This window comes from Paenibacillus paridis (assembly GCF_006345825.1).
GTDB lineage: Bacteria > Bacillota > Bacilli > Paenibacillales > Paenibacillaceae > Pristimantibacillus > Pristimantibacillus paridis.
Map to the genome: position 1 here is coordinate 101538 of NZ_VCIX01000076.1, position 22939 is coordinate 124476.

Here is a 22939-nt window from a genome sequence, read left to right on the forward strand (position 1 = left end):
TCCTCTAATTATTGTTCTCTCAGGTAGTGTGCGAAAATCAGCCATTACTGACCGGTAGGTTCTGTACCTACCATGGTGTCTCCCCATCCGTGTTCTGACATCATTTTCCGAAGACAGTATACGAACAACTCGAACTCTTCCAAACCGTATGTGGAGATCCATAAGTGCAACCATACTTTTCCTAAGTAACCACTTTCTTTAGACTGTGGCTAAGGAGATGTTCATTTTTACGCTTTTCTTCATCCTAACATTTTTTTCGATTTCAACTTGATTCCAACATAAGTCGTCTGAACTGAACAAATAAAATCAGGTTTCTTTTACACTGTTGTTTGATACAGGGTCAGCTCTCATTCCTTGCCTTTAATGAATCAATCTCATTTTGTACAGATGGCTTTTTTATAAACCAGCCCAGCATCAAAACAACTATGGCGAAAATAAATTCAATCCAAAAAACCGTTTGCAAACCGGCCACGATACTTTGTGTTTTATTTTGAAACGCTGCGGGCTCGAACGAATGATGAAGATTACGATTGGCTCCGGAAGACATGATACCGACGAACAAAGCGATGCCGATTCCCCCGGCAATCTGTTGGAGCGTATTGTAAATGGCTGTGCCATGGGGGACCAGGTGACGTGGAAGTTGGTTCATTCCTGCTGTCTGAGCGGGCATGACGACAAACGATATGCCTAAGAATAAGAGGACATGATTGAATAGAACGGAGCCTCGGGTTGTATCACTGTCGATACCGGTAAACAGCCACAGTGAAAAGGCGATCATGATCAGTCCGGGCATGATAACAAATCTCGGTCCGAATTTATCGAATAATTTTCCCGTCACAGGCATCATCATTGCATTTAAAATGCAGCCTGGCATTAGAAGTAAACCTGTCGCGAATGCTGTCAACTGCATCACATCCTGCATATAGATCGGCAGCAATGTCGTGGTGGCGAATAAAACCATCATCAGCATTACTATTATTACCGCTACTAAAGAAAATGCGGGATATCGGAATACGGAAAGATCAATCAAAGGCTCTTTAATCTTGAGCTGCCGCCAAATAAGCAAGAGCAAGAAGAGGCCGCCTATGGCAATCAAACTGTAACTACCAGGAGCAGCCCAGTTACCAGTTTGGCTGAAACCGTAGGTGACACAACCAAACCCGACGGTTGACATAACAATTGATAAAAAATCGACCCTTGGCTTGGTTATTTCTGTAACATTCTTTAAGTAATTGAATGCATAAATAATAGAAAACAATGCGATAGGAATCACCATGTAGAACAGCCATCGCCAGTGTAAGGTATCGATAACCAACCCCGACAAAGCTGGCCCGATGACAGGAGCGACCATGATGACAAGCCCCATGAGACCCATGGCGGCTCCCCTGCGTTCCATAGGATAGAGGGCAAGAATCGTATTCATCATCAACGGAATCAACAATCCTGTCCCACAAGCCTGAACAATCCTGCCTATCAGTAAAACTTCGAATCCGGGGGATACTGCACACAAGCAGGTACCTGCTAAAAATAACACCATCGCGGACATAAACATCCGGCGAGTCGTGAACCATTGCTGTAGCAATGCGGTCACCGGCACCAGTATGCCGATCATCAGCATATAACCGGTCGATAACCATTGTATGGTCGAAGCAGCTACGCTGAACTCACGCATTAATCCGGGAAAAATATTGGTAAGTAAATTTTCGTTAAGAAACGCAATAAATGCCCCGATGAGCAGGGCAGCTAACATCGCCCCTCTCTTTATTTCGCTGGTCTCTTGAACCCGTTTTTTCATCTTCCACCTCCAGAGAATATTTATTGCGTTCCACGTTGTATTCTTGACACCGAATCTTACCTGACTGTTGTGCAAGTTATCCTACGCCATCACTTTCTAGCAAGGAATAAAAATTATCGCGGTCTTCATTATCGAATTTGCCAAGCGCCCGCACCCTGACAAATTCATGCTCGCCAAACATGTTGATTTCCTCGCCGTAACTATTATAGAGCGCGATCATATCGCCATCCCGATCCAGCTCCAGATATCCGTAACAAGTTGTCGCGGGCGTTTCGCCGTAAAAGAGCAAAAATTTGATTTTGACCACACTGTTCATGCAGATCTCCTTTCCTGATCCTTCATCAATCTGAACAATATTTTACATGACGCCGGATGAATTAGAAAAAGCGATATCGCCCTAAATACTCTGAAATTCGTTCCTATTTAGAAAGAATAAAGGGGGATCTCTAGTTATGTCGCTCATTCGCACATTATCTCTTGACGAGACGCGATTTTGTGATTATGATATCGTGCCGGTTAATTCAACAAGGTAAATCAATAAAAAGGCCGACTTTTCGCGTGTGTCGGCAGCGAATTGTCAGCCTGATTTGCATAATTAAATTAAAACCCTTAAGAGCTTGATTAAAATAACGCATTCTAATATACAGCGACGGTCTAGGACTTTATTTTTCGTCCCTGTCTGTCGCTAATTCCATTTTTTAGGTTAGTCTAAAACTTATTTCTTGGAGTCTGACAGACCACTTTATTTTCTGCTGAAAAACAACAACTGAACGATAAGCGGAATGCTGCCTATACAGGCTCTATATTTGCTACAATAGGAGAGAAACAATCCTTGCCCAAGGCTCTGTCTCCTCTTTGTGCCGAGCTGAGGAAATTAATTTATAGGAACGAAGGTTAACATGAGAATCGAATTTGAAAACCAAACGATTGATTTTAATGTGCTTTACGGAAATAGAAAAAAACTGTCCATCCATATCGACTCTACGGGCCACATTACCATTAAAGCACCGAATGGGACAACCGATGCAGCGGTGATGGAGGCGGTGGAGCGTCACGGAGCTAGAATCCTGCAGAAATTACAGGCGATAGAGAACGCACGCTCAGCTCCGAAAACAAAGGAATATCAAGACGAGGGAAAGTTCCTGCACCTTGGCAAATACTATTACCTCCACGAGCTGATTGAGACGAAGGACTTAAACGAAGACGAGCTAAAAGCGAGTCTGAAGAAGTTTTATTTTAACAGCTGCAAGAAGCTGATCGCTGAACGAATCAAGACCTACCAAACCCAGCTGAAAGTGAAGCCAAAAACCATCGAGATTGTTGAGTCGCGAACGAAATGGGGAAGCTGCAGCTCGGATAAGCATTTAACCTTTAATTATCGACTTGCGATGGCGCCACTTGAGGTGATTGATTATGTTATCATTCATGAGCTTTGCCATCTTACGCATATGAATCATGACCGTTCTTTTTGGCGTCGTGTGGGAAGCATCATGCCGGATTTCAAAGAAAAAGAGGAGTTTCTGGCCAGGTATGGGCAGGCGATGACGTTATAGAGCCAAGCTGTACGGAAAGGTTGGACGATTGGGCAGGAAACTGGTATACTTGCCGGGATTGCTCCCGTTAAAGCGATTTCAATTTCCAGTTGTAGACGGAGCCGATCTACTATGTAGTGTCGTCAGGAGTGGTACAAAAGATGAAGAGATATAATTTTATTCGCCCATTAATGCTGATCGTCATAGCACTGCTTGTCAAAAGCCTGATTACGAATCTATGTATGGTGTTTGGGATGGAACAGGGACCGGCAGAAAATCTCGGTTTCATTAGCATGCTTATCGCAGCAGTCATCATTTATTCTAGAATTGCTAAAAAGCGCCGCAAATAACAAGAGGTCCGGAAAGGAGCAGCCATGGAAGGAAATAAAATCACGTTTGAGACAATTGATCAGTATGTCGCCAACTACCCACCTGAGATTCAGGACATATTGGAGCAGATACGAAGTGTGATAAAGAAGGCTGCACCGGAAGCCACCGAGAAAATCGGCTATCAAATGCCGACCTTTGTGCTTCATGGAAACCTAGTTCATTTTGCAGCTTACAAAAATCATATCGGCTTATATCCGGCTCCAAGCGGAATTGAGGCCTTTAAACAGCAGTTATCCCCGTATAAAGGGGCAAAGGGTTCGATTCGCTTCCCATTAGACGAGCCGATACCTTACGAATTAATTAGTGAGATCGTAAAATACAGAGTAGCTGAAAATATTGAAAAAGCCGCGAACAAGAAAGCGAAAAAAAAGAAATAGGGATGGAGATGCTGTGGTCCCTCTGCCGCATCTTATTCCCTATTTCCGTTCTTCTTAAGCTTTGGGTAGAAGCAACTGAAACGCGGTTCCTTAAGGCGAGTTTTCCTCTAAGGCAAGTTTTCCGCCCATGGCGTTCGTAAGCATTTGGCCCCCACACCTCAAGTTGTTTGTTCGTCCCCCGGTAAAACCTTTCAAAAATGTTCGCTTGCTCATCCTCAGGATTGCCAGAGCCCGTATCCTTCACGTGAATGGCATCATAGATGGCTGTGAAAGTGGTCCATTTAAGCAGGCGTAGGCTTGCTGTTCATTTGTTCATCGGCTCTAATCTTCTCGGTGTAAAGGATCGCCTTGTCAATGGAGTCCTTCAGCTTCTCTACAAACATTTCGGACTCTTTGCTTAAATCCCGGTTTTTGAGCTTGATCCAGCCGAGCCTCATGGTGTCTCCATAATCCTCTAAAGGAATGGACATCATGCGGCTATCCATAAACTCCTCGAGAAGAAGCCCGCTGCCTGTGGAGACCACATCGGTATTACAAACCAGGTTAACGGCAGTGGCTCGGTCATTAACGACAATAATCCTGTCCGGTTGGCGGGCGGGAATTAAATTAAACTCCTCCGAGAAATCGATCGACTCTCCTTGCTTATGCTCAAACGCCATATAGATATACGGGTAAAGCTCGTCCGCTTTCAAGGATTTCTTCACTGATAAGGGATGCCCCTTTCGGACGTAAACGCAGGGCTGGATTTTCTTCAAGAGATGAAATTCAAGCCCGCGCAATGCGAGAAACCGCTTGATCACCTTGTCCGTCAAATTCGAGGTGAAGATGACGCCAATGTCAGAAACGGATGAGTAAACGTCTTCGATCACTTTATCCATGCTTGTTTCCCGAATCGTAAAGTTAAAGCGCGGGTTATTCATCTGATTGACGAGCTGCACAAAGGCGTCCACGGCGAAGGGATACCGCTGGGTAGAGATCGAGAACTGTGCCTCGGGCTCCAAATGATTGGAAGCGTAGAGGCTCTCGATATATTCCTTACGCTCGAGCAAAGAGCTTGCGTAGCTTAGAAACTGTCGCCCTTCTACAGTTAATTCCACCCCTTGATTGCTTCGTTTGAAAATAGAAATGTTAAGCTCCGTTTCAAGCTCTTTCAAAGCGCCGCTAATACTGGATTGAGAGACAAATAGCTTGCTCGCTGCTTTGTTAATCGAGCCGCACCTTGCAATCTCGGCTACGTATTTCATTTGCTGAAAGGTCATGACTCGCCATCCTCCTGGTTATCGTTAGTCCCATTTTATTTCACTGCCTATCGAGGGTCAATTGGTTATCGGTAAAAACGATAACAAACGATATGTTTTATGTTTAAACGCACAGCGGATCAGCACGGTATAATTTCTGTAGAAACCTATGAGTGTGAAGGTTTTTTAGCAGAAGGGATGTAAAGGAAATGAAGCAGAAGAAGATGGGGGCATTCGGGCTGAGCGGCTTGATCATCGGCCCTATATTAGGATCAGGCATTTTAATCTTGCCGCCGATCGTACATAACATAGCGAAGGATTGGGCCATTTTGGCATGGGCATTGATCATCGTTGTCAGTTTTATCGTGGCTTTTATTTTTGGCTTCATTAGTATACAGTTTCCGGGAGACGGCGGCGCTACCCAGGCCATTGAGCGTGTGTTCGGTGCCCAAGTGAAACGGTTGGCGGCATTTTATCTTATTATTGGGGTAACCTTTGGCGCGGCTGCGGTGCTGCTTACGGCTGGGCAATATATGGAGAAGCTGAATTTTGCATCAGCATTAACGGTCAGTTACTTCTTGCTGCCGATCTGTACGGGAATGTTGCTGGCACGAATTAATATTTTAGGGAAAATCGCGTTTGTCATGTCGATCATTGCGGCTGCTGTATTATTTCTTGGCGGTGCCAAAAGTTTGCTGGACCATCCTAAATCGATGGCGATTGCCAGCAGCTTCGACTTTTCGGATTTTAGTTATGCGCTGCTCATTTTGTTTTGGACGATATTTGGCTGGGAAATTATCGGTAACTACAGCGCGGATGTGATTGAACCGAAGAAAACGATCACCAAAGCCATCTTTATTAGCATTGTCGCCATATCAGCTGTTAATTTAGTGGTGGCAGCTTCCATCCAGTGGACAGATACCAGCATGTATGGCGATGGCGGTTTAACCATAACGGTCATTCTCTACGCCTTATTTGGAAAGCTGAGTAATCTCATTATGGCGGTGCTTGCGCTATTTCTTTGTACATCGACCTATTTTCTATATGTCGGAGGGATTTCGAGGCTTGCGGCCTCCTTGGCAAAAGAGAAAGTACTTCCTTCCCTATTAGGCAAACGTACGAAGCAAGAGGTGCCGTATATTGCGGTTATAGCGATCGTTTTGTTGAATGCTATCGTGCTTCTGCTTGTCCAGGTTAAGGTTTTTGACTTAGAGAAGCTTGTGGCATTCGCCAACAGTTTTTTGACCATCAACGCCTTGATCGGTATCTTGGCCGGAATTGTCCTCATTAAGAACAAATTCATTAAGCTTAGCGGAGCGGTTCTTGCCTTATTTATTATCGGCATGTTAGCCTTTCATTCTTCGATCCTATCCATGGTTATTATTGTCGCGTTGGGACTCTATTATGGTTACAAGCAAATCGCTGCCAACCGGTATGTGAAAGCCTCCTAGTCATTGAGCCGCCCGTTCTTCTCGAGTACAATAAGGAGTAAATACGGTGCAATGGACAGGAGGGGCGGTAGGCATGGAGAGCTCATACGATGAACTGGCGGCTTATTTCTTGCAGGTCCCGATTGACATATTTGGCGTTTATCAGACCCTGATTCGTAAAGGCCTGTACCAAGGACATAAATACCAGCCTACGGCCAAATGCGCGATGGTGATCGCCCTGAAGGGAGAGGCTGATTTTATTTACGATGGCAACAAGCATGTCATGTATCCTGGGAAAGCCTTGCTCGGCGGCGTTAATCGGCATTTGGAATTGGAAGTTCATACAGCTGAATTTGAATATTTTCTCGTTCACTATTTGCCGTCCACTCTTGATAGGGATAAGCAAGCGTTAGTAGAGAAGGTCAGCGAGCTTCATATCGAGCTTGATGCGGCACTGCTGCAATTGATGGAACAGCTGCGTAGGCAATCCGCGGTTTTAGGCAATATCGAGCTGTTGGAGAAAAAGACGTTATTTTACCGATTGCTTAGCAAAGCACTTCTGCATGAGCGTTATCAGCAAAATAGCGACAGTCAGCCGATGATGGATCAGACCATCGGATATATCCGGCAGCACTACATGGAGCCTATTACGCTCGACAGCTTGGCGGGGCAGCATGGGATGAAGGCCAAGTATTTCTCCCATTTGTTTCGTAAATATACGGGTATTGGCCCGATCAATTATTTGATTCAGTTTCGCATGAATCTCGCTTATGAGCTGCTGGTGGCTGCGGATTTTTCGGTGCGTGACATTGCCAGAAGCGTAGGCTACTCCGATGCCTATTATTTCAGCCGATTATTTAAGAAGCATTACGGCATGTCGCCGACAGCCGTTAAGCTGTTAGAAAAATAGAAATAATCCATCCTGACATCGGGAAAATATCTATTTTCACAGGGGCTGAGCAATGGTATTATATAACTCGATAATGATAATCGTTATCAATTAAACGAGAGTTATTGAGGGGAAGAATCAAATGAAAACACGTAAACTGCCTATGGCAGCCGTTAGTATGCTAATGCTTATCGTAATGCTCGCTAGCGCTTGCTCGAACGCTGGAAATGTGAACAATGCGGGGACGAACGCACCAACTGCTACGAGCGGGACGGAAACAGCAGGCAACAGCACCAATACGAATACGGAAGCGAGCAAAGCTTTTCCAAGAACGGTGACAAGCGCTGACGGCAAAGAAATAACGATAACGGAGCAACCGAAAAAGGTTGCCCTGGTTCACTGGGGATTAACACAGGATTTATTAGGCTTTGATGTCTCATCCATTGCGGTAACGCTGCCGTTCTCGGCTAAGCAATCGTTTCTTGATTCGGAGGTATACAAGCCATACGTCGATAAATTTAGCGAGGTCGTAGTTGTTGGCGAGAATACGGCAGTCAATCTAGAGGCGCTGTTGGAGTACGAGCCTGATCTGATTTTGGCGGGCAGCGTAACCAACAAGGATATTGCCGACCAATTGTCGCAGATCGCTCCTACGGTCATGATTGATGAGGAGAAAACGAATGTGTGGTTGGATTGGCAAGGGGTCATCACGCAGTTTGGGGACATTCTTGGGCAACAAGAGCTTGCGCAACAGACGATTGATGCCTTTACTGCCAAAGTAGATCAAGCGAAGCAGCAATTAGACAGCGTAGAGGGAACGGTAGCATTCGTCCAGGTCAGGGATAAGTCAATCTGGCTGCAAGGCATGAATTATACCGGAGAATATTACGAGCCGCTAGGCCTGACTGCGCCAGAGGAGGCTAAGGGTGATGGCATAGAGCTGACACTTGAGGGATTAAGCGCCATTGATCCGGATCATTTGTTCCTTGGTTATTTCAACTATAATGATCCCTCCCTTCCAGCTCTCTCTGACGAATGGGAACAAAGCGAAGTGTGGAAAAAGCTGAAGGCCGTTCAGAAAGGCCAGGTGTACGGAATCAACGGCGAGCTTGCCTTCGGATATGGCCCCATCAGCAGAAGCAGCGGTGTGGAAGCGATTGTGGATGCATTAAAATAAGAGGATTTCAAGCAGAAAGTGAAGATAACTTCATCATGATAAAAGTTAAGAGAGAGGGGCTAAGCTCCTCTCTTTTTGTTTTCATTTGGAATATAAATTCCTAATTTGTAAACGGTTACCGAATCTCTTTTATTGAAAAAAGTGCAAGAAAAAGTGTAGAAAAAATTTTGTGAAAAGAGGCATAAAATGCTAAAGGATTTCCAAGAGGGATGTCGAATTTGATACTTGTATTTGTCGAATCTTGTTAGTTGATCGAGGGGGAATCGGACAGAAAGGAATCGGATAGGTTGGCGTTTTGAAAATAAGATAAACATGGAGGGTAGACTAGTGAAAAATTTTAAAGTAAGCCAATTATTATCCCTATTGCTCACGATTGTTATCGTGTGGTCCGCTATTATTCCTAGTACATATGCTGCGGCAGGGCCGGATAGTTTTACGACACACAGCGAGACGATGCTGCCAGGTTCTTCGATGAAGTCGGTAGCCTACGGCAACAATATTTACGTATCGGTCGGATATTACGGCGCAATCATTAATTCGCTAGATGCGGAGCATTGGAAGAACGTAAAGACAAAAGCAGATAACAATACGTATACAGGTGTTACAGCTCCAGATAGTTTTATGTTTAATGGGGTGGCATATGGCAACGGGAAATTTGTTGCCGTTGGCAACGAAGGCGTTATTTTAACGTCTGCCGACGGAGAAAGCTGGACTCAGCAAGAATCCACAGTATCGGCAAGTATCTCTGACGTTTCCTATTTCACGTTCAATGGCAGCGATGCTTTCTATGCACTTCTTAAGGGGAAAATATTAACCTCAACGGATGGCCTGACCTGGACTACGCTTACCCCTACGGGGTTGAGTTCCGATTCTTACTTGACGAGAGTAACAGTAGGCAATAACGGTACGAAATTGGCGGTTGGCGACGACCGCGGCAAGATTTATTCTACGACAAATGGTTCGACATGGACTTCGGCGCAACCTATGCAGCCTAATTCGGCGCCGTCTACCGGCACGAACATGCTTGTCTGGATGAAGGATCGTTATTTTGTTTCAGACCCAAGCGCTTACATTTGGACGTCTACCGATTTGGTGAATTTCACTTTAATGGGCGCTCCTTTTAAACAAACGGCTATGCAGGTCGACAATCAAATGTTTGATGGCTTCTATGACGGAAGCAATTATTATATGTTCGGTTTCGACCGTACCACCGGCTATGGCGCTGTGTACACATCGGCGAATGGTACGGCATGGACAATGCAGCCCTTTACGAACAGCTTTGTTGCCCAGCGGGCTTTTTATGTAAATGGAAAATATTTCAGAGCAGGTAACGAAGGCTTGCTCGTTGCATCCAATGGAAGCGATTGGAGCCACAAGTGGGGCGGCAGCTTCAACGAAATTATCTATGACGGAACGCAGTACATTGCTGTAGGACAGCAAGGGAACGATGGAACAATCTGGACGTCGACCGATTTGGCTTCATGGAGCAAGGTGCCTCTGGCAGCCTGGACGACAGCTTTCAAGGCTGCCGCCATCGGAAATGGCATATATGTTGCTGTAGGCGGGGAAAATCCCTCATCCACGTGGAAAACAAGCCTTGCGACTTCTAGCAACGGTACTTCATGGACGCAAGGTACAGGTTTATCCAACACAGTGAACGCTTATGACTTGGCTTTCGGGAATGGGAAATTCGTTGTTGTTGGGGTTGAAGGAGCTCACCAAGCGATAAGGACGTCCTCGGACGGCATCACGTGGAGCGAGCCTGCACAAATTCCTTCAACATCCATACAAAGCCTCTATTCGGTAACCTACGCTAACAATATGTTTATCGCTTTAGGCAATAGCTATAATAACCAAGGTCATGTGGTAGCTGTAGCGATATGGACATCTGCGGATGGTGAAACCTGGACGGATCGCTCTAGCAATTATCCAGAGCCGACGGATGGATTAATTAATATTATTTTTGATGGAAGCAAGTATATCTTATTAGGCAACAACGGGGATTATAATGTGCTCTCGCGTACAAGCGATGATCTGACAACATGGAGCGCTGCCTCCGTCACCGATGCTTACACTTATTATGGCGCATCCACGATGGTAGCTCAGAAAGGCAGCAACATTTACACGATCGTATCCGATGCTAATTATTTCCCTGTACTCTATTATTCTAATGATCAAGGCCAAAACTGGCAGGATGCTGGCGTTGCATTTACAGGCAACTACCCGCTGGCCCTAATGGAAATGGCTAATAGAGTAATTATCTCAGGCTCATCTCAATTAGTGATAGCAACTTCCGGCTCTGCTCCTGTTACAGATAGTACGCTTAGTACAAGCGTGGCTAGCTTTGATAAGGAAGCATCCGCTCAAGCAGACGTAAGTGTCACCCTGACATTGAATGGCAATACGTTAACGGGGATAAGCAACGGTGCATCCCCCTTGTCTCTGGGGACCGATTATACGGTTTCGGGCGATGTAGTAACGATTCATAAAGCTTATTTGGCAAGTCAGGCTGACGGGCTATTGAGCCTTTCGTTTGAATTTAGCGCGGGCGCTGCCCAGCCGCTCGCAGTTACAGTGAGAGATACGACTCCACCTGCTGCGCCAAGCGTAACGGCAAATGATGCAGCCAACACGATCACAGGTTTGAATACCACGATGGAATACAAAGTGGACGGTGGCAGCTACGTAAAATACGACGGAGCGAATGCGCCAGACCTCTCTGGCTCGCACACGGTTCTTGTTCGCGTAGCAGAAGATGCAGCAAGCGGAAAGCCGGCAGGAGCAGCGACGACGTTGACGTTTACGCCAAACCCGCCAGCTCCAGCTGCGCCTAACGTAACGGCAAATGATGCAGCGAACACCATCACAGGATTGAATAACACGATGGAGTTTAAAGTGGATGGCGGCAGCTATGTGAAATATGACGGATCGAATGTACCAGATTTGTCCGGTTCGCATACCGTCCTCGTTCGCGTCGTTGAAGATGCTCTAACTGGAACGCCAGCGGGAGCAGTAACCACGCTAACATTTACACCAAATCCACCAGCACCAGCCGCGCCTAGCGTGTCGGCTAACGATGCGGCGAACACCATCATAGGTTTGAATACCACGATGGAGTTTAAGGTGGATGGCGGCAGCTATGTGAAATATGACGGAACGAATGCTCCAGACTTAACGGGTTCGCATACTGTGCTTGTGCGTATTCCGGCAGACTTGACTACAGGTACGCCAGCGGGAGCGGATGCGACGTTGACATTCACGCCAAATCCGCCAGCACCAGTTGCGCCGAACGTAACAGCTAATGATGCGGCGAACACCATCACAGGTTTGAATACCACGATGGAGTTTAAAGTGGATGGCGGCGCCTATGTGAAATATGACGGAACGAATGCACCGGATTTGGCTGGTTCACACACCGTCCTCGTTCGTGTCGTTGAAGACGAAGTAACTGGAACGCCAGCAGGAGCGGAGAAGACATTAACGTTTACGCCAAACCCGCCAGCGCCAGCTGCGCCAAACGTTACGGCTAACGATGCAGCGAACACCATCACAGGTTTGAGTACAACGATGGAGTTTAAAGTGGACAATGGCAGCTATGTGAAATACACAGGCTTAAATGCGCCAGATCTTACGGGCTCGCACACGGTTCTTGTTCGCGTAGCTGAAGATACGGTAACCGGAACGCCAGCAGGAGCGGAAAAGACATTGACCTTTACGCCGAACCCGCCAGCGCCGGCTGCGCCAAACGTTACGGCTAACGATGCAGCGAACACCATCACAGGTTTGAGTACAACGATGGAGTTTAAAGTGGACGGTGGCAGCTATGTGAAATACACAGGCTTAAATGCGCCAGATCTTACGGGCTCGCACACGGTTCTTGTTCGCGTAGCTGAAGATACGGTAACCGGAACGCCAGCAGGAGCGGAAAAGACATTGACCTTTACGCCGAACCCGCCAGCGCCGGCTGCGCCAAACGTTACGGCTAACGATGCAGCGAACACCATCACAGGTTTGAGTACAACGATGGAGTTTAAAGTGGACGGTGGCAGCTATGTGAAATACACGGGCTCGAATGCGCCAGATCTCTCTGGCTCGCACACGGTTCTTGTTCGCGTAGCTGAAGATACGTTAACCGGAACGCCAGCAGGAGCGGATGCGACTTTGACTTTCACGCCCAATCCGCCAGCACCGGCGGCGCCAAGCGTAACGGCTGACGATGCAGCGAACACCNCCAGCACCGGCGGCGCCAAGCGTAACGGCTGACGATGCAGCGAACACCATCACAGGTTTGAATACAACGATGGAGTTTAAGCTAGACAACGGCAGCTATGTAAAATATGACGGAACGAATGCGCCAGACTTGTCAGGTTCGCATACGGTTCTTGTTCGGGTAGCCGAAGACACGTTAACTGGAACGCCAGCAGGAGCGGTTGCGACTTTAATATTCACACCGAATCCGCCAGCTCCAGCTGCGCCAAGCGTAACGGCTGACGATGCAGCGAACACCATCACTGGTTTGGATACAACGATGGAGTTTAAAGTAGACAACGGCAGCTATGTGAAATATGACGGAATGAATGCTCCGGATTTAAATGGAGCGCATACCGTGCTTGTCCGTATCCCGGCAGACTTGATGACGGGCACGCCAGCAGGAGCAGACAAAATCCTGACGTTTACAACAAATCCGCCAGCACCAGCCGCGCCAAGCGTAACGGCTAACGATGCAGCGAACACCATCACTGGTTTGGATACGACGATGGAGTTTAAAGTGGATGGCGGCAGCTATGTGAAATATGACGGTACGAATGCGCCAGATTTGTCAGGAGCGCATACCGTGCTTGTCCGTATCCCGGCAGACCTAGTGATAGGTCGGCCAGCGGGTGCAGTTAAGACCCTGACGTTTACAACGAATCCGCCAGCACCAGCTGCGCCTAGCGTAACAGCCAATGATGCAGCGAACACCATCACAGGCTTGGATACGACGATGGAGTTTAAAGTGGATGGCGGCAGCTATGTGAAATACGACGGAACGAATGCGCCAGATTTAACTGGTTCCCGCACCGTCCTTGTACGCGTAGCGGAAGATGCGGTAACCGGAACGCCAGCAGGAGTAGCAATCTCGTTGACGTTTACGCCGAACCCGCCAGCACCGGCTGCACCAAACGTAACGGCTGACGATGCAGCGAACACCATCACAGGCTTGAATACAACGATGGAGTTTAAGGTGGACAACGGCAGCTATGTAAAATATGACGGAACGAATGCGCCGGACTTGTCAGGTGCACATACTGTACTTGTTCGCGTAGTCGAAGATTTGGTAACCGGAACGCCAGCGGGAGCAGCAAGCACGCTGACATTCACACCAAACCCGCCAGCGCCAGCAGCACCTAACGTAACGGCTAACGATGCAGCAAACATCATCAATGGTTTGGATACGACGATGGAGTTTAAAGTGGATGGCGGCAGCTATGTGAAATATGACGGAACGAATGCGCCAGACTTGTCTGGAGCGCATACCGTGCTTGTCCGTATCCCAGCAGATTTGGCGACGGGTACGCCAGCAGGAGCAGTGAAGAGCCTCACGTTTACACTGAACCCGCCAGCGCCAGCTGCGCCTAGCGTAACAGCAAATGATGCAGCGAACACCATTACAGGCTTAAATGCGACGATGGAGTTTAAAGTGGATGGCGGCAGCTATGTGAAGTATGACGGAACGAATGCGCCAGATTTATCAGGAGCACATACTGTCCTTGTACGCATAGCGGAAGATGCGGTAACCGGAACGCCAGCTGGAGCCGCGGCGACCCTGACATTTACGCCAAACCCGCCAGCGCCAGCAGCACCTAGCGTAACAGCAAATGATGCAGCGAACACCATCACGGGCTTGAATACGACGATGGAGTTTAATGTGGACGGTGGCAGCTATGTGAAGTATGACGGAACGAATGCTCCGAATTTAACAGGCACGCGCACGGTTCTGGTACGTATTGCAGCAGATGCTGCAACGGGCACGCCAGCGGGTGCAGAAACCATATTGACGTTTGTTCCAAATCCACCGTCAGCACCGACAAACGTTTCGGCGATTGCTGGAAATGGACAGGCAACCGTTACGTTTACAGTGCCGACAGTTAGCGGCGATAGCCCGATTACGGGTTATGAGGTAACAGCGCTGCCTGGTAATCTTACTTTAACGGGAGCAGGAAGCACGGTTACTTTCACAGGTTTGACTAACGGTACAAGTTATACGTTCACGGTGAAGGCTATCAACGCATCGGGATCAAGTGCCGCTTCGGCAGCCTCTCAAGCTGTGATTCCTGTTGCACCGACGCCTACGACTCCTCCTGTTACGACAACGCCTCCATCATCAACAACAGATGTGGATGTTTTGGTGAATGGCAAGATCGAGAAAGCAGGTACAGCTACAACGACGCAAGTAAATAACCAATCCGTTACGACGATAGCTGTTGACCAGAAGAAGCTGGATGAGAAGCTTGCGGCAGAAGGACAGCATTCCGTGGTTACCATTCCGGTGAATGTGAAATCTGATGTTATCGTAGGCGAACTGAACGGCCAAATGATCAAAAACATGGAGAACAAGCAAGCCGTTCTGGAAATTAGAACAGAAAAAGCAACATACACGCTGCCTGCGGAGCAAATTAACATTAATGCTATTCTTGCTCAGCTTGGAACAAACGTAGCGCTGCAGGATATTATTATTCATATTGAGATTTCAGTTCCATTAGCAGACACGTTTAAATTGGTTGAAAATGCAGCGCTTAAAGGTGAGTTTGACCTTGTACTTCCTCCGCTGGACTTTACAGTTACAGCCCAATCAGGAACGAAGGTAATAGACATCACCAAGTTTAATGCTTATATCGAGCGCAAGATTGCTTTGCCGGACAATGTAGATCCTAATAAAATTACGACGGGTATCGTCGTTGAGCCGGATGGAACGGTACGCCACGTGCCGACGAAGATCGTGAAAGAAGAAGGTAAATATTTTGCCATCGTGAACAGCCTTACGAACAGCACATACACGGTTGTATGGCATCCAATCGAGTTTACGGATGTAGCGAAGCATTGGGCGAAGGATGCGGTTAATGATATGGGTTCAAGACTCATCATCAACGGCGTTGGCAATGACCTATTCAATCCTAACCAAGATATTACGCGCGCCGAATTTGCGGCTATTATCGTACGTGGACTAGGGCTTGAATTGGATAAAGGAACCGCGCCATTCTCGGATATCAAAAGCTCCGACTGGTATGCAGCAGCTATACAGACTGCTTTCTCGTATGGACTAATTACTGGATTCGCGGACGGTACCTTTAAACCGCAAGAAAAGATTACACGCGAGCAGGCGATGGTCATGATCGCCAAAGCGATGAAGATTACGGAGCTTCAATCGAAGCTTGCAGCAGGAGGCACGGCGGAAATGCTAACTCCATTCAATGACATGGCTAGCGTCTCCACATGGGCGAAAGACAGCGTTCTAGCTTGCTTGCAAGCAGGAGTTGTTACAGGCAGAAGCAGCGTTTGGATTGCACCTAAAGAAAATATGACCCGTGCAGAGGTAGCGGCGATCGTCCAACGGTTGCTGCAGAAATCTGATCTGATCTAAATCTAAGAAGTCAGTCCCTAGAAGGTTATCCCAAAGGCAGCGTAAAAACTGCTTGAGGGATAGCCTTTTTGTTTTCTTGTCTCATGAGCACAATTATAATTTCTTCAATAGCAGATCAAACATGATTAGAATGGGAATGGAATCAGGTTTCTGAAATTCCACCTCAATAGCATTATGTTATGATAGAAGTTCATTCATATAGCAAAATGAATCTATATCCAATAAAGGTTGTGAGCAGAATGGCCGTAAAAATAATCCAAGGCGATCTAACGAATGCTAAGGAGGATATTCTAGGACATCAGGTCAATTGCCAGGGCGTCATGGGGTCCGGCATCGCTAGAGTCATTCGAACGAAATACCCGGAGGCTTATCATGCTTTTATAGAGAAATCCAAAAACACATCAAATCATAAAAAGCTGCTAGGCGAATGTCAATTGATCGACAGCAAGGGCGATAAGAAGATAGCCAACTTGTTTGGTCAGTTTTATTTTGGCAAGAGCAGTCAGCTTTATACCGATTATGATGCCCTGCGCAAAGCGCTGACGACACTCAAACAAAGAGCAGCCGAGGCTCAACTGAGCGTGGCATTGCCTTATAATATCGGCTGCGGGTTGGCGAATGGGGATTGGAACGTCGTGAGCAACATCATTGAAGAAGTGTTCGAGGATTACGAGGTAACGTTGTATCAATTGTAATGGAGCGATATGAGCACGATGAACGAAATGATCACAATGAACGAGATGAACGGAATGAGGCGTCAGCAGCTGTGCAGTCGCAGCAAGATTAGTTAAGTAACTTAAAATGAGTAGGGAAGAATAGGACTGGCTCCAAAACGAGCAATTCTTTCGTTCGGAATGATCTACTCCCTCGTTTTAACTTCAAATTTGATCACTTGTATGAATTAGAAGGAATTTCTCCCGCTAAAATCGCGCTATGGGCATGGTGAATGAAATAGATGGAATTCGTCCCGTTAATTTTAGTATTCCTGCTGAATCTCAGCTAATTCCTAGTAATTAGTGGGAATAATTCCATCTAAATGCCTTGAACAGCCGAAATCCCTTAAAATAGTGGGACAAATTCCCGCTAAATTGGTTGAACGAAAGAAATGTAGTTTTAGCATAGCGAGGAGATCGTTTTGGAGAAACGAAAAGGTTGCCATTGCAGCTGAATCCTTACCTTTAAATGTCTAACATGATCAAAGAATTCAGTTGCAACCGCGACCGTAAGAATAATCAATTCCCGCAGCGACTAAACGCAAGTTTTTCGTTCTAGGTATGCGGATAAGACAAATGAGAAGGTAATGGAGGTAAGACGCATGTCTGCGAATACGCACACGGACCCGATTGGGACCATACTAAATGATATTAAAGTGTTTCAAGCCAAGCCAGAGGATACGGCGGAGGTACTTGAGCTGCTGATTCAGACGGCGCAATGGCTGAAGAGCAAAGGCTCTACGCAATGGGGCGGGCTGCTGCATGGCGTGGATTCCCATCAGACTCCGGAAGCAATTAAACGCGGCGAAGTCTACATATTCATACAGGGCAGTGTGTTGGTAGGGATGGTTATGCTAATGCAGCAGGCAAGTGCGTGGGACCGGGAGCTTTGGGGCGACGAGGGGCATGAGAACTCCGTTTATCTGCACCGCCTTAATATTAACCGTGAGGCGGCCGGCAAGGACTTGGGCGAGGCCATCGTACATTGGGCGGATTCGGGTATCCATTTTTCAGGGAAGGACCGCATACGGCTAGATTGCATAGCCAACAATGAGAAGCTGAACCGCTTTTATCTGAACTGCGGTTACACCTTCATAGGCTCGGCGACGAACGCCTCTGGCGAGTTTAATAAATATGAGAAGCTAGTCAAGTCTCACGGCGGCCTTAAGCGCACTCGCTCCTAGGAGACCTTAGCGTAAGCAGCACTCAAGTTAGCATTGGCGATAAGATTTCCACCGATGGCTTCTTGCAGTCCAGTCTAATTTCCCTGCTTAGAACAGCGTCCAAGAGGGTATATTCATAAAAAGACATACCCAAGGAGGCAGCCATCATGAGCAAGAAAAAGGTGTTGTTTACTGCAATCGGAATGGGAGTCACCTATCTGATGCGAAACAAAGATGCGCGCGATAAGCTGAAGCATGCGGTTCAATCTTTTACGAAGAAGAATCGATAACAAAACAAAAAGAAGCCCGAGCAGAGATCATCGTCTGCTCGGGCTTCTTTCATTTACTGCTGCTTCCTACGTTAATTTAAGCGAATCCAGCAGTCTCATTACCGTTACCGCGGCTTGCGCTTTGGTCACCTTGGACAACGAATCAAACGCAGTAGGGGAGACGCCTAGCATAATCTGCTGCTCCACGACCAAAGCAACCGAGGCCTTCGCATAACCGGAAATGGTTGCTTGGTCCTGAAAGCGGCTGAGCGTAGATAGGTCCGCTTGACCGCTCTGGCCTGCGTAATGCAAAGCATTGGCCAAAATAACGGCTAAATCCTGGCGCGTAAGGGTGCCGTTTGGATTAAACGTTGTATTGCTGGTCCCTTTAATAAGTCCGAGCTTCTTCGCAGCCGCAATGTCCCCGGCATACTTGGATGTTGCATCTACGTCATGGAAAGGTTGGCTTGCGGTATCCGGCAAGATGCCTAGCCCTTTGACGATGATCGATATCAGCTCTGCACGGGTAATTGCACTGTTAACGCCGAACCGATCCGCCGTTTCACCGGACACGATCAGCTTGGCAGTCGCACGCTCGACATCCTTGCGCGCCCACTCCGCCGTTACGTCCTTGAAGCTGAAATTGGATTCAACGATGGTATAGACACTGTTGCCGTTGCGGCTTAATTCAGCCGTTACCGTTCCGTCTGTGTTGCTTTTGAATTTAGTTGGAACAGAGCGGAAGGTACCCGTCTCAGGGTGGTAAACGACGCCTGTCGCGCGGCTGATGTTCACGTCTTTGCCGTTCAAGGTAAAGCTTCTGCTAAACGGATGCTTGCCGAAATCGGTGATCTCCGCATAGGTTTGATCAGCCTTGAGCTGCTCGATTTTGAAATCAATCGGCGCTGTAAGGAGCTTCAGTCCGTTTTTCTCCGACAAAGCAGTAATCTGATCAATGACGCTCGCCTCTGGCGAACTAATTGAAATTCGAATGTCAGCGGAAAGATGGATCGCATGAATCGGAATGCTGTAGAAGCTGCCGTTCCATAGAATCGTAAGCGCGGCATGGTCTCCTTTTTTGGCAATTGCCTCAATCACCGCCTTGGAGACAAGGATGCCTGCTTGCTTGGCTTCATTGCCTATCTTTACAGTGAAAGCAGCGGAGCTTGAAGCCTCAATGGTCTTAACAGCGGCATCGCTCTGCACAGTCACCGTCCATTTGCTGCCGTCTTTTGTAATCGTGGTATCGAGTTCATCCTTGTCTTTGCTTGGCGTTACAACGGATCCTCCGCCGCCTCCGGATGGAGGGGCAGCCGTTGTCGTCACGGAAAGCACCGGACTAGCTGGTGATACTTTCGCAATGTGCTCTCCTTCTTTCACAGTGGCAAGCACATGAATCTTATAGTTCGTGCCAGCGCTCAGCGAGCCTATCGTATATTTCGTGTCGCTGGTGTGGCCAATAAACTGCTGATTAACGAATACCTCATAATCGTTGGCTCCCAGCGCGGCATCCCAATGGATGTGAATCGCATTTTGCTCCGTTGCAGCTGCGATCAGCTTAGCTGGCGCTGGCAAGGCAGACGCGTCTACGACGCCGTCAATCGGCAAATCATGCACCAACTGAGTGGCGAGCGTCAGATTGCGGTCGCCGCTGTTGTCCCAGCTCATGACGCCCGCCAAGTTGAGCGACTTCACGAGAGAAGCATTGTACTTCATCGAGGTTTGATCATTATAGGTAATGAAGGTTTGAGTCTCGCTATTGTATAAGTAAGCAACCTTAGACGCTTCATTCCAGTGACGGACGAAGCCGTTTTTGTTCACGAAATTATTTTCCAAATCGGAATAATCGAAAATGCCCTTCTCCCACGATCCTGCCGGGATATCGGTACAGGTCGCGTATTCGCCGTTATCCGGGCAACCGCTCCAAGCCTTGCCATAGAACGGAATGCCAAGCACAAGCTTGTGTTCGGGCACGCCGCCATTCAGATGGCCGAGCACGCCGCCAGTCACATTGTTCCGTGGCGCGGTATCCTTCGGATGGTTCTTATCTGCGTAGAGCGGGGCGTTGTGATGGGCAAGCAGCTCCCAGCTTCCGCTGTAGTCGTAAGTCATAATGTTAATAAAGTCCAAAGCGCTCGATGCATTCGCAAGATCGGCGTTTACGACAAAGTTATCGCCTTGGCCGGAGGCGATCGTCAGCAAATAATATTTGCCATCCTCGGTGCCTGCCGCATCCAAAGCTTCGCGGATCGTCTGCATCGTAAGTGTGAAGTTTTCTTTATCCTCTGGGCGATGGATGTTGTGCGTTTCTCCGCCCTCTACCGGGTATTCCCAATCAATATCGACGCCGTCGAGCTGGTATTCGCGAAGGAACTTGACGGTGGAGTCAGCGAATCGGCGACGGGTTTCTTCGGTGGCAGCCATGTTGGAGAAGTTTTTGGACCAGGACCAGCCGCCGACTGAAATCATCATTTTCAGATGCGGATTGCTCTCTTTGATCGTTGCGAACGTTGCAAAATTGCTCAAATCAAACTCTTGGTCGCCTACGACAATCTCCCCGTCATAGACATAATCCTTTTGCAGCGGGATATTCTCGTTCTGGCAAGCGGTTGCGCCTGTGCCATACTTCTTCCAGCACAGATCGGCAAATGCGTAATTGATATGGGTCACTTGTGAAACGTCGACGTCCGTGGGCTTGTAATTGCGCCCTGTCTCATAGACGGACCAGGAGCTGTAATACGTTACGATGTTATAATCGCTGCCCGGAACGGCTGTGAGCTTTGCGCTTTCCGGTGATTCCCACAGATTGTTTTTGGCAACTATGGTAAAAGAATAGGCTTGGCCCTCGGTTAAGCCAGTCGCTGTATAGCGGTTCGTATCACTAGTGCCTACTTGCTGTCCATCTTGGAAAATCGCATAGCTGGTGGCGCCCGGTGTCGGGGCCCAGCCTAGCGCAACCGTCGTACGGTTGGCCGTTACGATCTGGACATCGCGCGGAGCGAGAAGCTCGCCCCAAGTGAGGGCTACCGCATTGCTGTTCGCGGATACCTTCTTGTTGACGGAATCCTGTGCGCCGACTTCAAAATAAACCGAACCGGCTACCGTCTGCTCTTCGGAGAGCGTGTAGGTAACCGTATTGGAGCCGTCCCATACACCGCTTTTCCAGCGGCCGTTCACGTACAGGTCATAGCCGTCTGCGCCGGGGCTACCGGTCCATTTTAAAGTGACGCTCGAATCGGTTACCGATGACACCTTTAAGTGCTGCGGAGGCGTTAATGGAGGCTCCGCATATTCGCTCTCATCTTCCGTTGTCGTGAATGTCACGAGATTGCTTTTTTGCTCAGGCGTCAGGTTTGCCGCTTGTATGCCGTCAGGTCCGACATAAAAAGTATAGGTGGTATTGGCTTCTAGGCCGCCAACGGTTTGCGCGCCGTCATTCGCCCATAAAATGTATTTGTTGTTTACGTCCCATATCCAATAATGCGCGATACCGGGAGCGGGGTCCCATGCCAATGATACGGTGTTATGAGTAACATCCAGCACGGTTAAATTTCTGGCGCCAACGGCTGGAGGGGCTACGACTTCACCATCGGGGGTAGTAAATTCGATGATATTGCTCTTATGCGCTTTCGTTGCGGGCCTCTCGTACCAGGTGACGTACATCCGATAGGTCGTATTGGGCTTCAGCTTATCAAAGGTGCGGGAACCGCTGTTGCCCCAGTCTAAATATTCATTATTGTCCGCATTCCATACATCAATATCGTTAATATCAGGGTTGATATCCCATTTAATCGTTGCGCCAGTAGCCGTGATGGAATCTTGGGCTACTCTAAGGTTTTGCGGTGCAGCGGGGTCTGCTAGCGCGGGAGCGCCGCCGTCCTCGGCATAAGACACGGAGGCATTCAATAAGGGGCTAAACAAAAGAACGAAGCTGAGCATAAGGGCGTAAAATTTCATATTCTTCTTTTGGGCCAAAAAACTCACCATATCACCTCAATTATTCATATTCGAACATTGCAGTAGCCTTTGGGAATAAAGGTCTGGGTGCCGGTGTTTGATCATGGTGGGGTGCTGCGGGGCTGCAAATGGATAGCAGCAAAAGTCCATCCTTATGGCGATAGAGCTTCGTTGAATCTGCACCTCCCTTGCGAGGTTTATTAAGATTTTGTGTACCTACTATAATCATGAGTCGAACCGCGTAGGTTGGGAAGGGGGATATTTCCATTTCACAGGGGGTAAAATTTGACCATAGCTTGCACGACTGGGATCGTATGGAAGCGATATTTACTAGTTGACAGCGCTGATTTATGGTAAGATGGCTAAGGACAATAGAATATACAACAAC

General features: G+C 47.8%; 15 protein-coding genes. 11 read left to right on the forward strand and 4 right to left on the reverse strand.

The annotated features are described in order from the left end of the window. Positions 1 to 340 precede the first annotated feature (340 nt). Positions 341 to 1795 carry an MDR family MFS transporter gene (locus FJQ58_RS07405; protein ID WP_139991824.1) on the reverse strand — a complete coding sequence of 485 codons (1455 nt, stop codon included), beginning with the start codon at positions 1793 to 1795 and terminating at the stop codon, positions 341 to 343. A 76-nt stretch (positions 1796 to 1871) separates the two neighbouring features. Beyond that, positions 1872 to 2111: a hypothetical protein gene (locus FJQ58_RS07410; protein ID WP_139991825.1), complete on the reverse strand. Its 240-nt coding sequence runs from the start codon at positions 2109 to 2111 to the stop codon at positions 1872 to 1874. A 583-nt stretch (positions 2112 to 2694) separates the two neighbouring features. On the opposite strand from FJQ58_RS07410, the gene FJQ58_RS07415 reads away from it, so the two are divergent. From FJQ58_RS07415 to FJQ58_RS07425, 3 genes are all read left to right on the forward strand, one after another. Further along, positions 2695 to 3348: a M48 family metallopeptidase gene (locus FJQ58_RS07415; protein WP_139991827.1), complete on the forward strand. Its 654-nt coding sequence runs from the start codon at positions 2695 to 2697 to the stop codon at positions 3346 to 3348. 140 nt (positions 3349 to 3488) lie between these two features. After that, positions 3489 to 3677: a hypothetical protein gene (locus tag FJQ58_RS07420; RefSeq protein WP_139991829.1), complete on the forward strand. Its 189-nt coding sequence runs from the start codon at positions 3489 to 3491 to the stop codon at positions 3675 to 3677. Positions 3678 to 3701: 24 nt separating this feature from the next. Then, complete coding sequence (locus FJQ58_RS07425) at positions 3702 to 4094, forward strand: iron chaperone (RefSeq protein ID WP_139991831.1); 393 nt, start codon at positions 3702 to 3704, stop codon at positions 4092 to 4094. A 281-nt stretch (positions 4095 to 4375) separates the two neighbouring features. On the opposite strand, the gene FJQ58_RS07430 is transcribed toward FJQ58_RS07425, so the two are convergent. Beyond that, entirely contained in the window at positions 4376 to 5353 is a 978-nt protein-coding gene (locus FJQ58_RS07430; protein WP_139991833.1) for a LysR family transcriptional regulator, read from the reverse strand. Between the two features lie 188 nt (positions 5354 to 5541). Here FJQ58_RS07430 and FJQ58_RS07435 point away from each other — a divergent pair, with 188 nt between their 5' ends. From FJQ58_RS07435 to FJQ58_RS33165, 8 genes are all read left to right on the forward strand, one after another. After that, a complete protein-coding gene (locus tag FJQ58_RS07435) occupies positions 5542 to 6783 on the forward strand; it encodes an APC family permease (RefSeq protein ID WP_139991834.1) in 1242 nt (413 codons plus the stop codon). A 46-nt stretch (positions 6784 to 6829) separates the two neighbouring features. After that, a complete protein-coding gene (locus FJQ58_RS07440) occupies positions 6830 to 7672 on the forward strand; it encodes a helix-turn-helix transcriptional regulator (RefSeq protein ID WP_238403871.1) in 843 nt (280 codons plus the stop codon). 121 nt (positions 7673 to 7793) lie between these two features. Continuing rightward, a complete protein-coding gene (locus FJQ58_RS07445) occupies positions 7794 to 8828 on the forward strand; it encodes an ABC transporter substrate-binding protein (RefSeq protein WP_139991836.1) in 1035 nt (344 codons plus the stop codon). A gap of 621 nt (positions 8829 to 9449) precedes the next feature. Beyond that, positions 9450 to 13091: a X2-like carbohydrate binding domain-containing protein gene (locus FJQ58_RS07450; RefSeq protein ID WP_476641270.1), complete on the forward strand. Its 3642-nt coding sequence runs from the start codon at positions 9450 to 9452 to the stop codon at positions 13089 to 13091. Between the two features lie 1633 nt (positions 13092 to 14724). Continuing rightward, positions 14725 to 16449 carry an S-layer homology domain-containing protein gene (locus tag FJQ58_RS33485; protein WP_476641271.1) on the forward strand — a complete coding sequence of 575 codons (1725 nt, stop codon included), beginning with the start codon at positions 14725 to 14727 and terminating at the stop codon, positions 16447 to 16449. A gap of 239 nt (positions 16450 to 16688) precedes the next feature. Continuing rightward, positions 16689 to 17144 carry a macro domain-containing protein gene (locus tag FJQ58_RS07460; RefSeq protein ID WP_139991842.1) on the forward strand — a complete coding sequence of 152 codons (456 nt, stop codon included), beginning with the start codon at positions 16689 to 16691 and terminating at the stop codon, positions 17142 to 17144. A 620-nt stretch (positions 17145 to 17764) separates the two neighbouring features. Next, a complete protein-coding gene (locus tag FJQ58_RS07465) occupies positions 17765 to 18346 on the forward strand; it encodes a GNAT family N-acetyltransferase (RefSeq protein WP_139991844.1) in 582 nt (193 codons plus the stop codon). Positions 18347 to 18492: 146 nt separating this feature from the next. Then, a complete protein-coding gene (locus FJQ58_RS33165) occupies positions 18493 to 18615 on the forward strand; it encodes a hypothetical protein (protein WP_256709976.1) in 123 nt (40 codons plus the stop codon). A 66-nt stretch (positions 18616 to 18681) separates the two neighbouring features. On the opposite strand, the gene FJQ58_RS07470 is transcribed toward FJQ58_RS33165, so the two are convergent. After that, positions 18682 to 22551 (reverse strand): glycosyl hydrolase family 18 protein, encoded by a 3870-nt coding sequence (locus FJQ58_RS07470; protein WP_238403874.1) that lies wholly within the window; start codon positions 22549 to 22551, stop codon positions 18682 to 18684. Between the last annotated feature and the right edge of the window lie 388 nt (positions 22552 to 22939).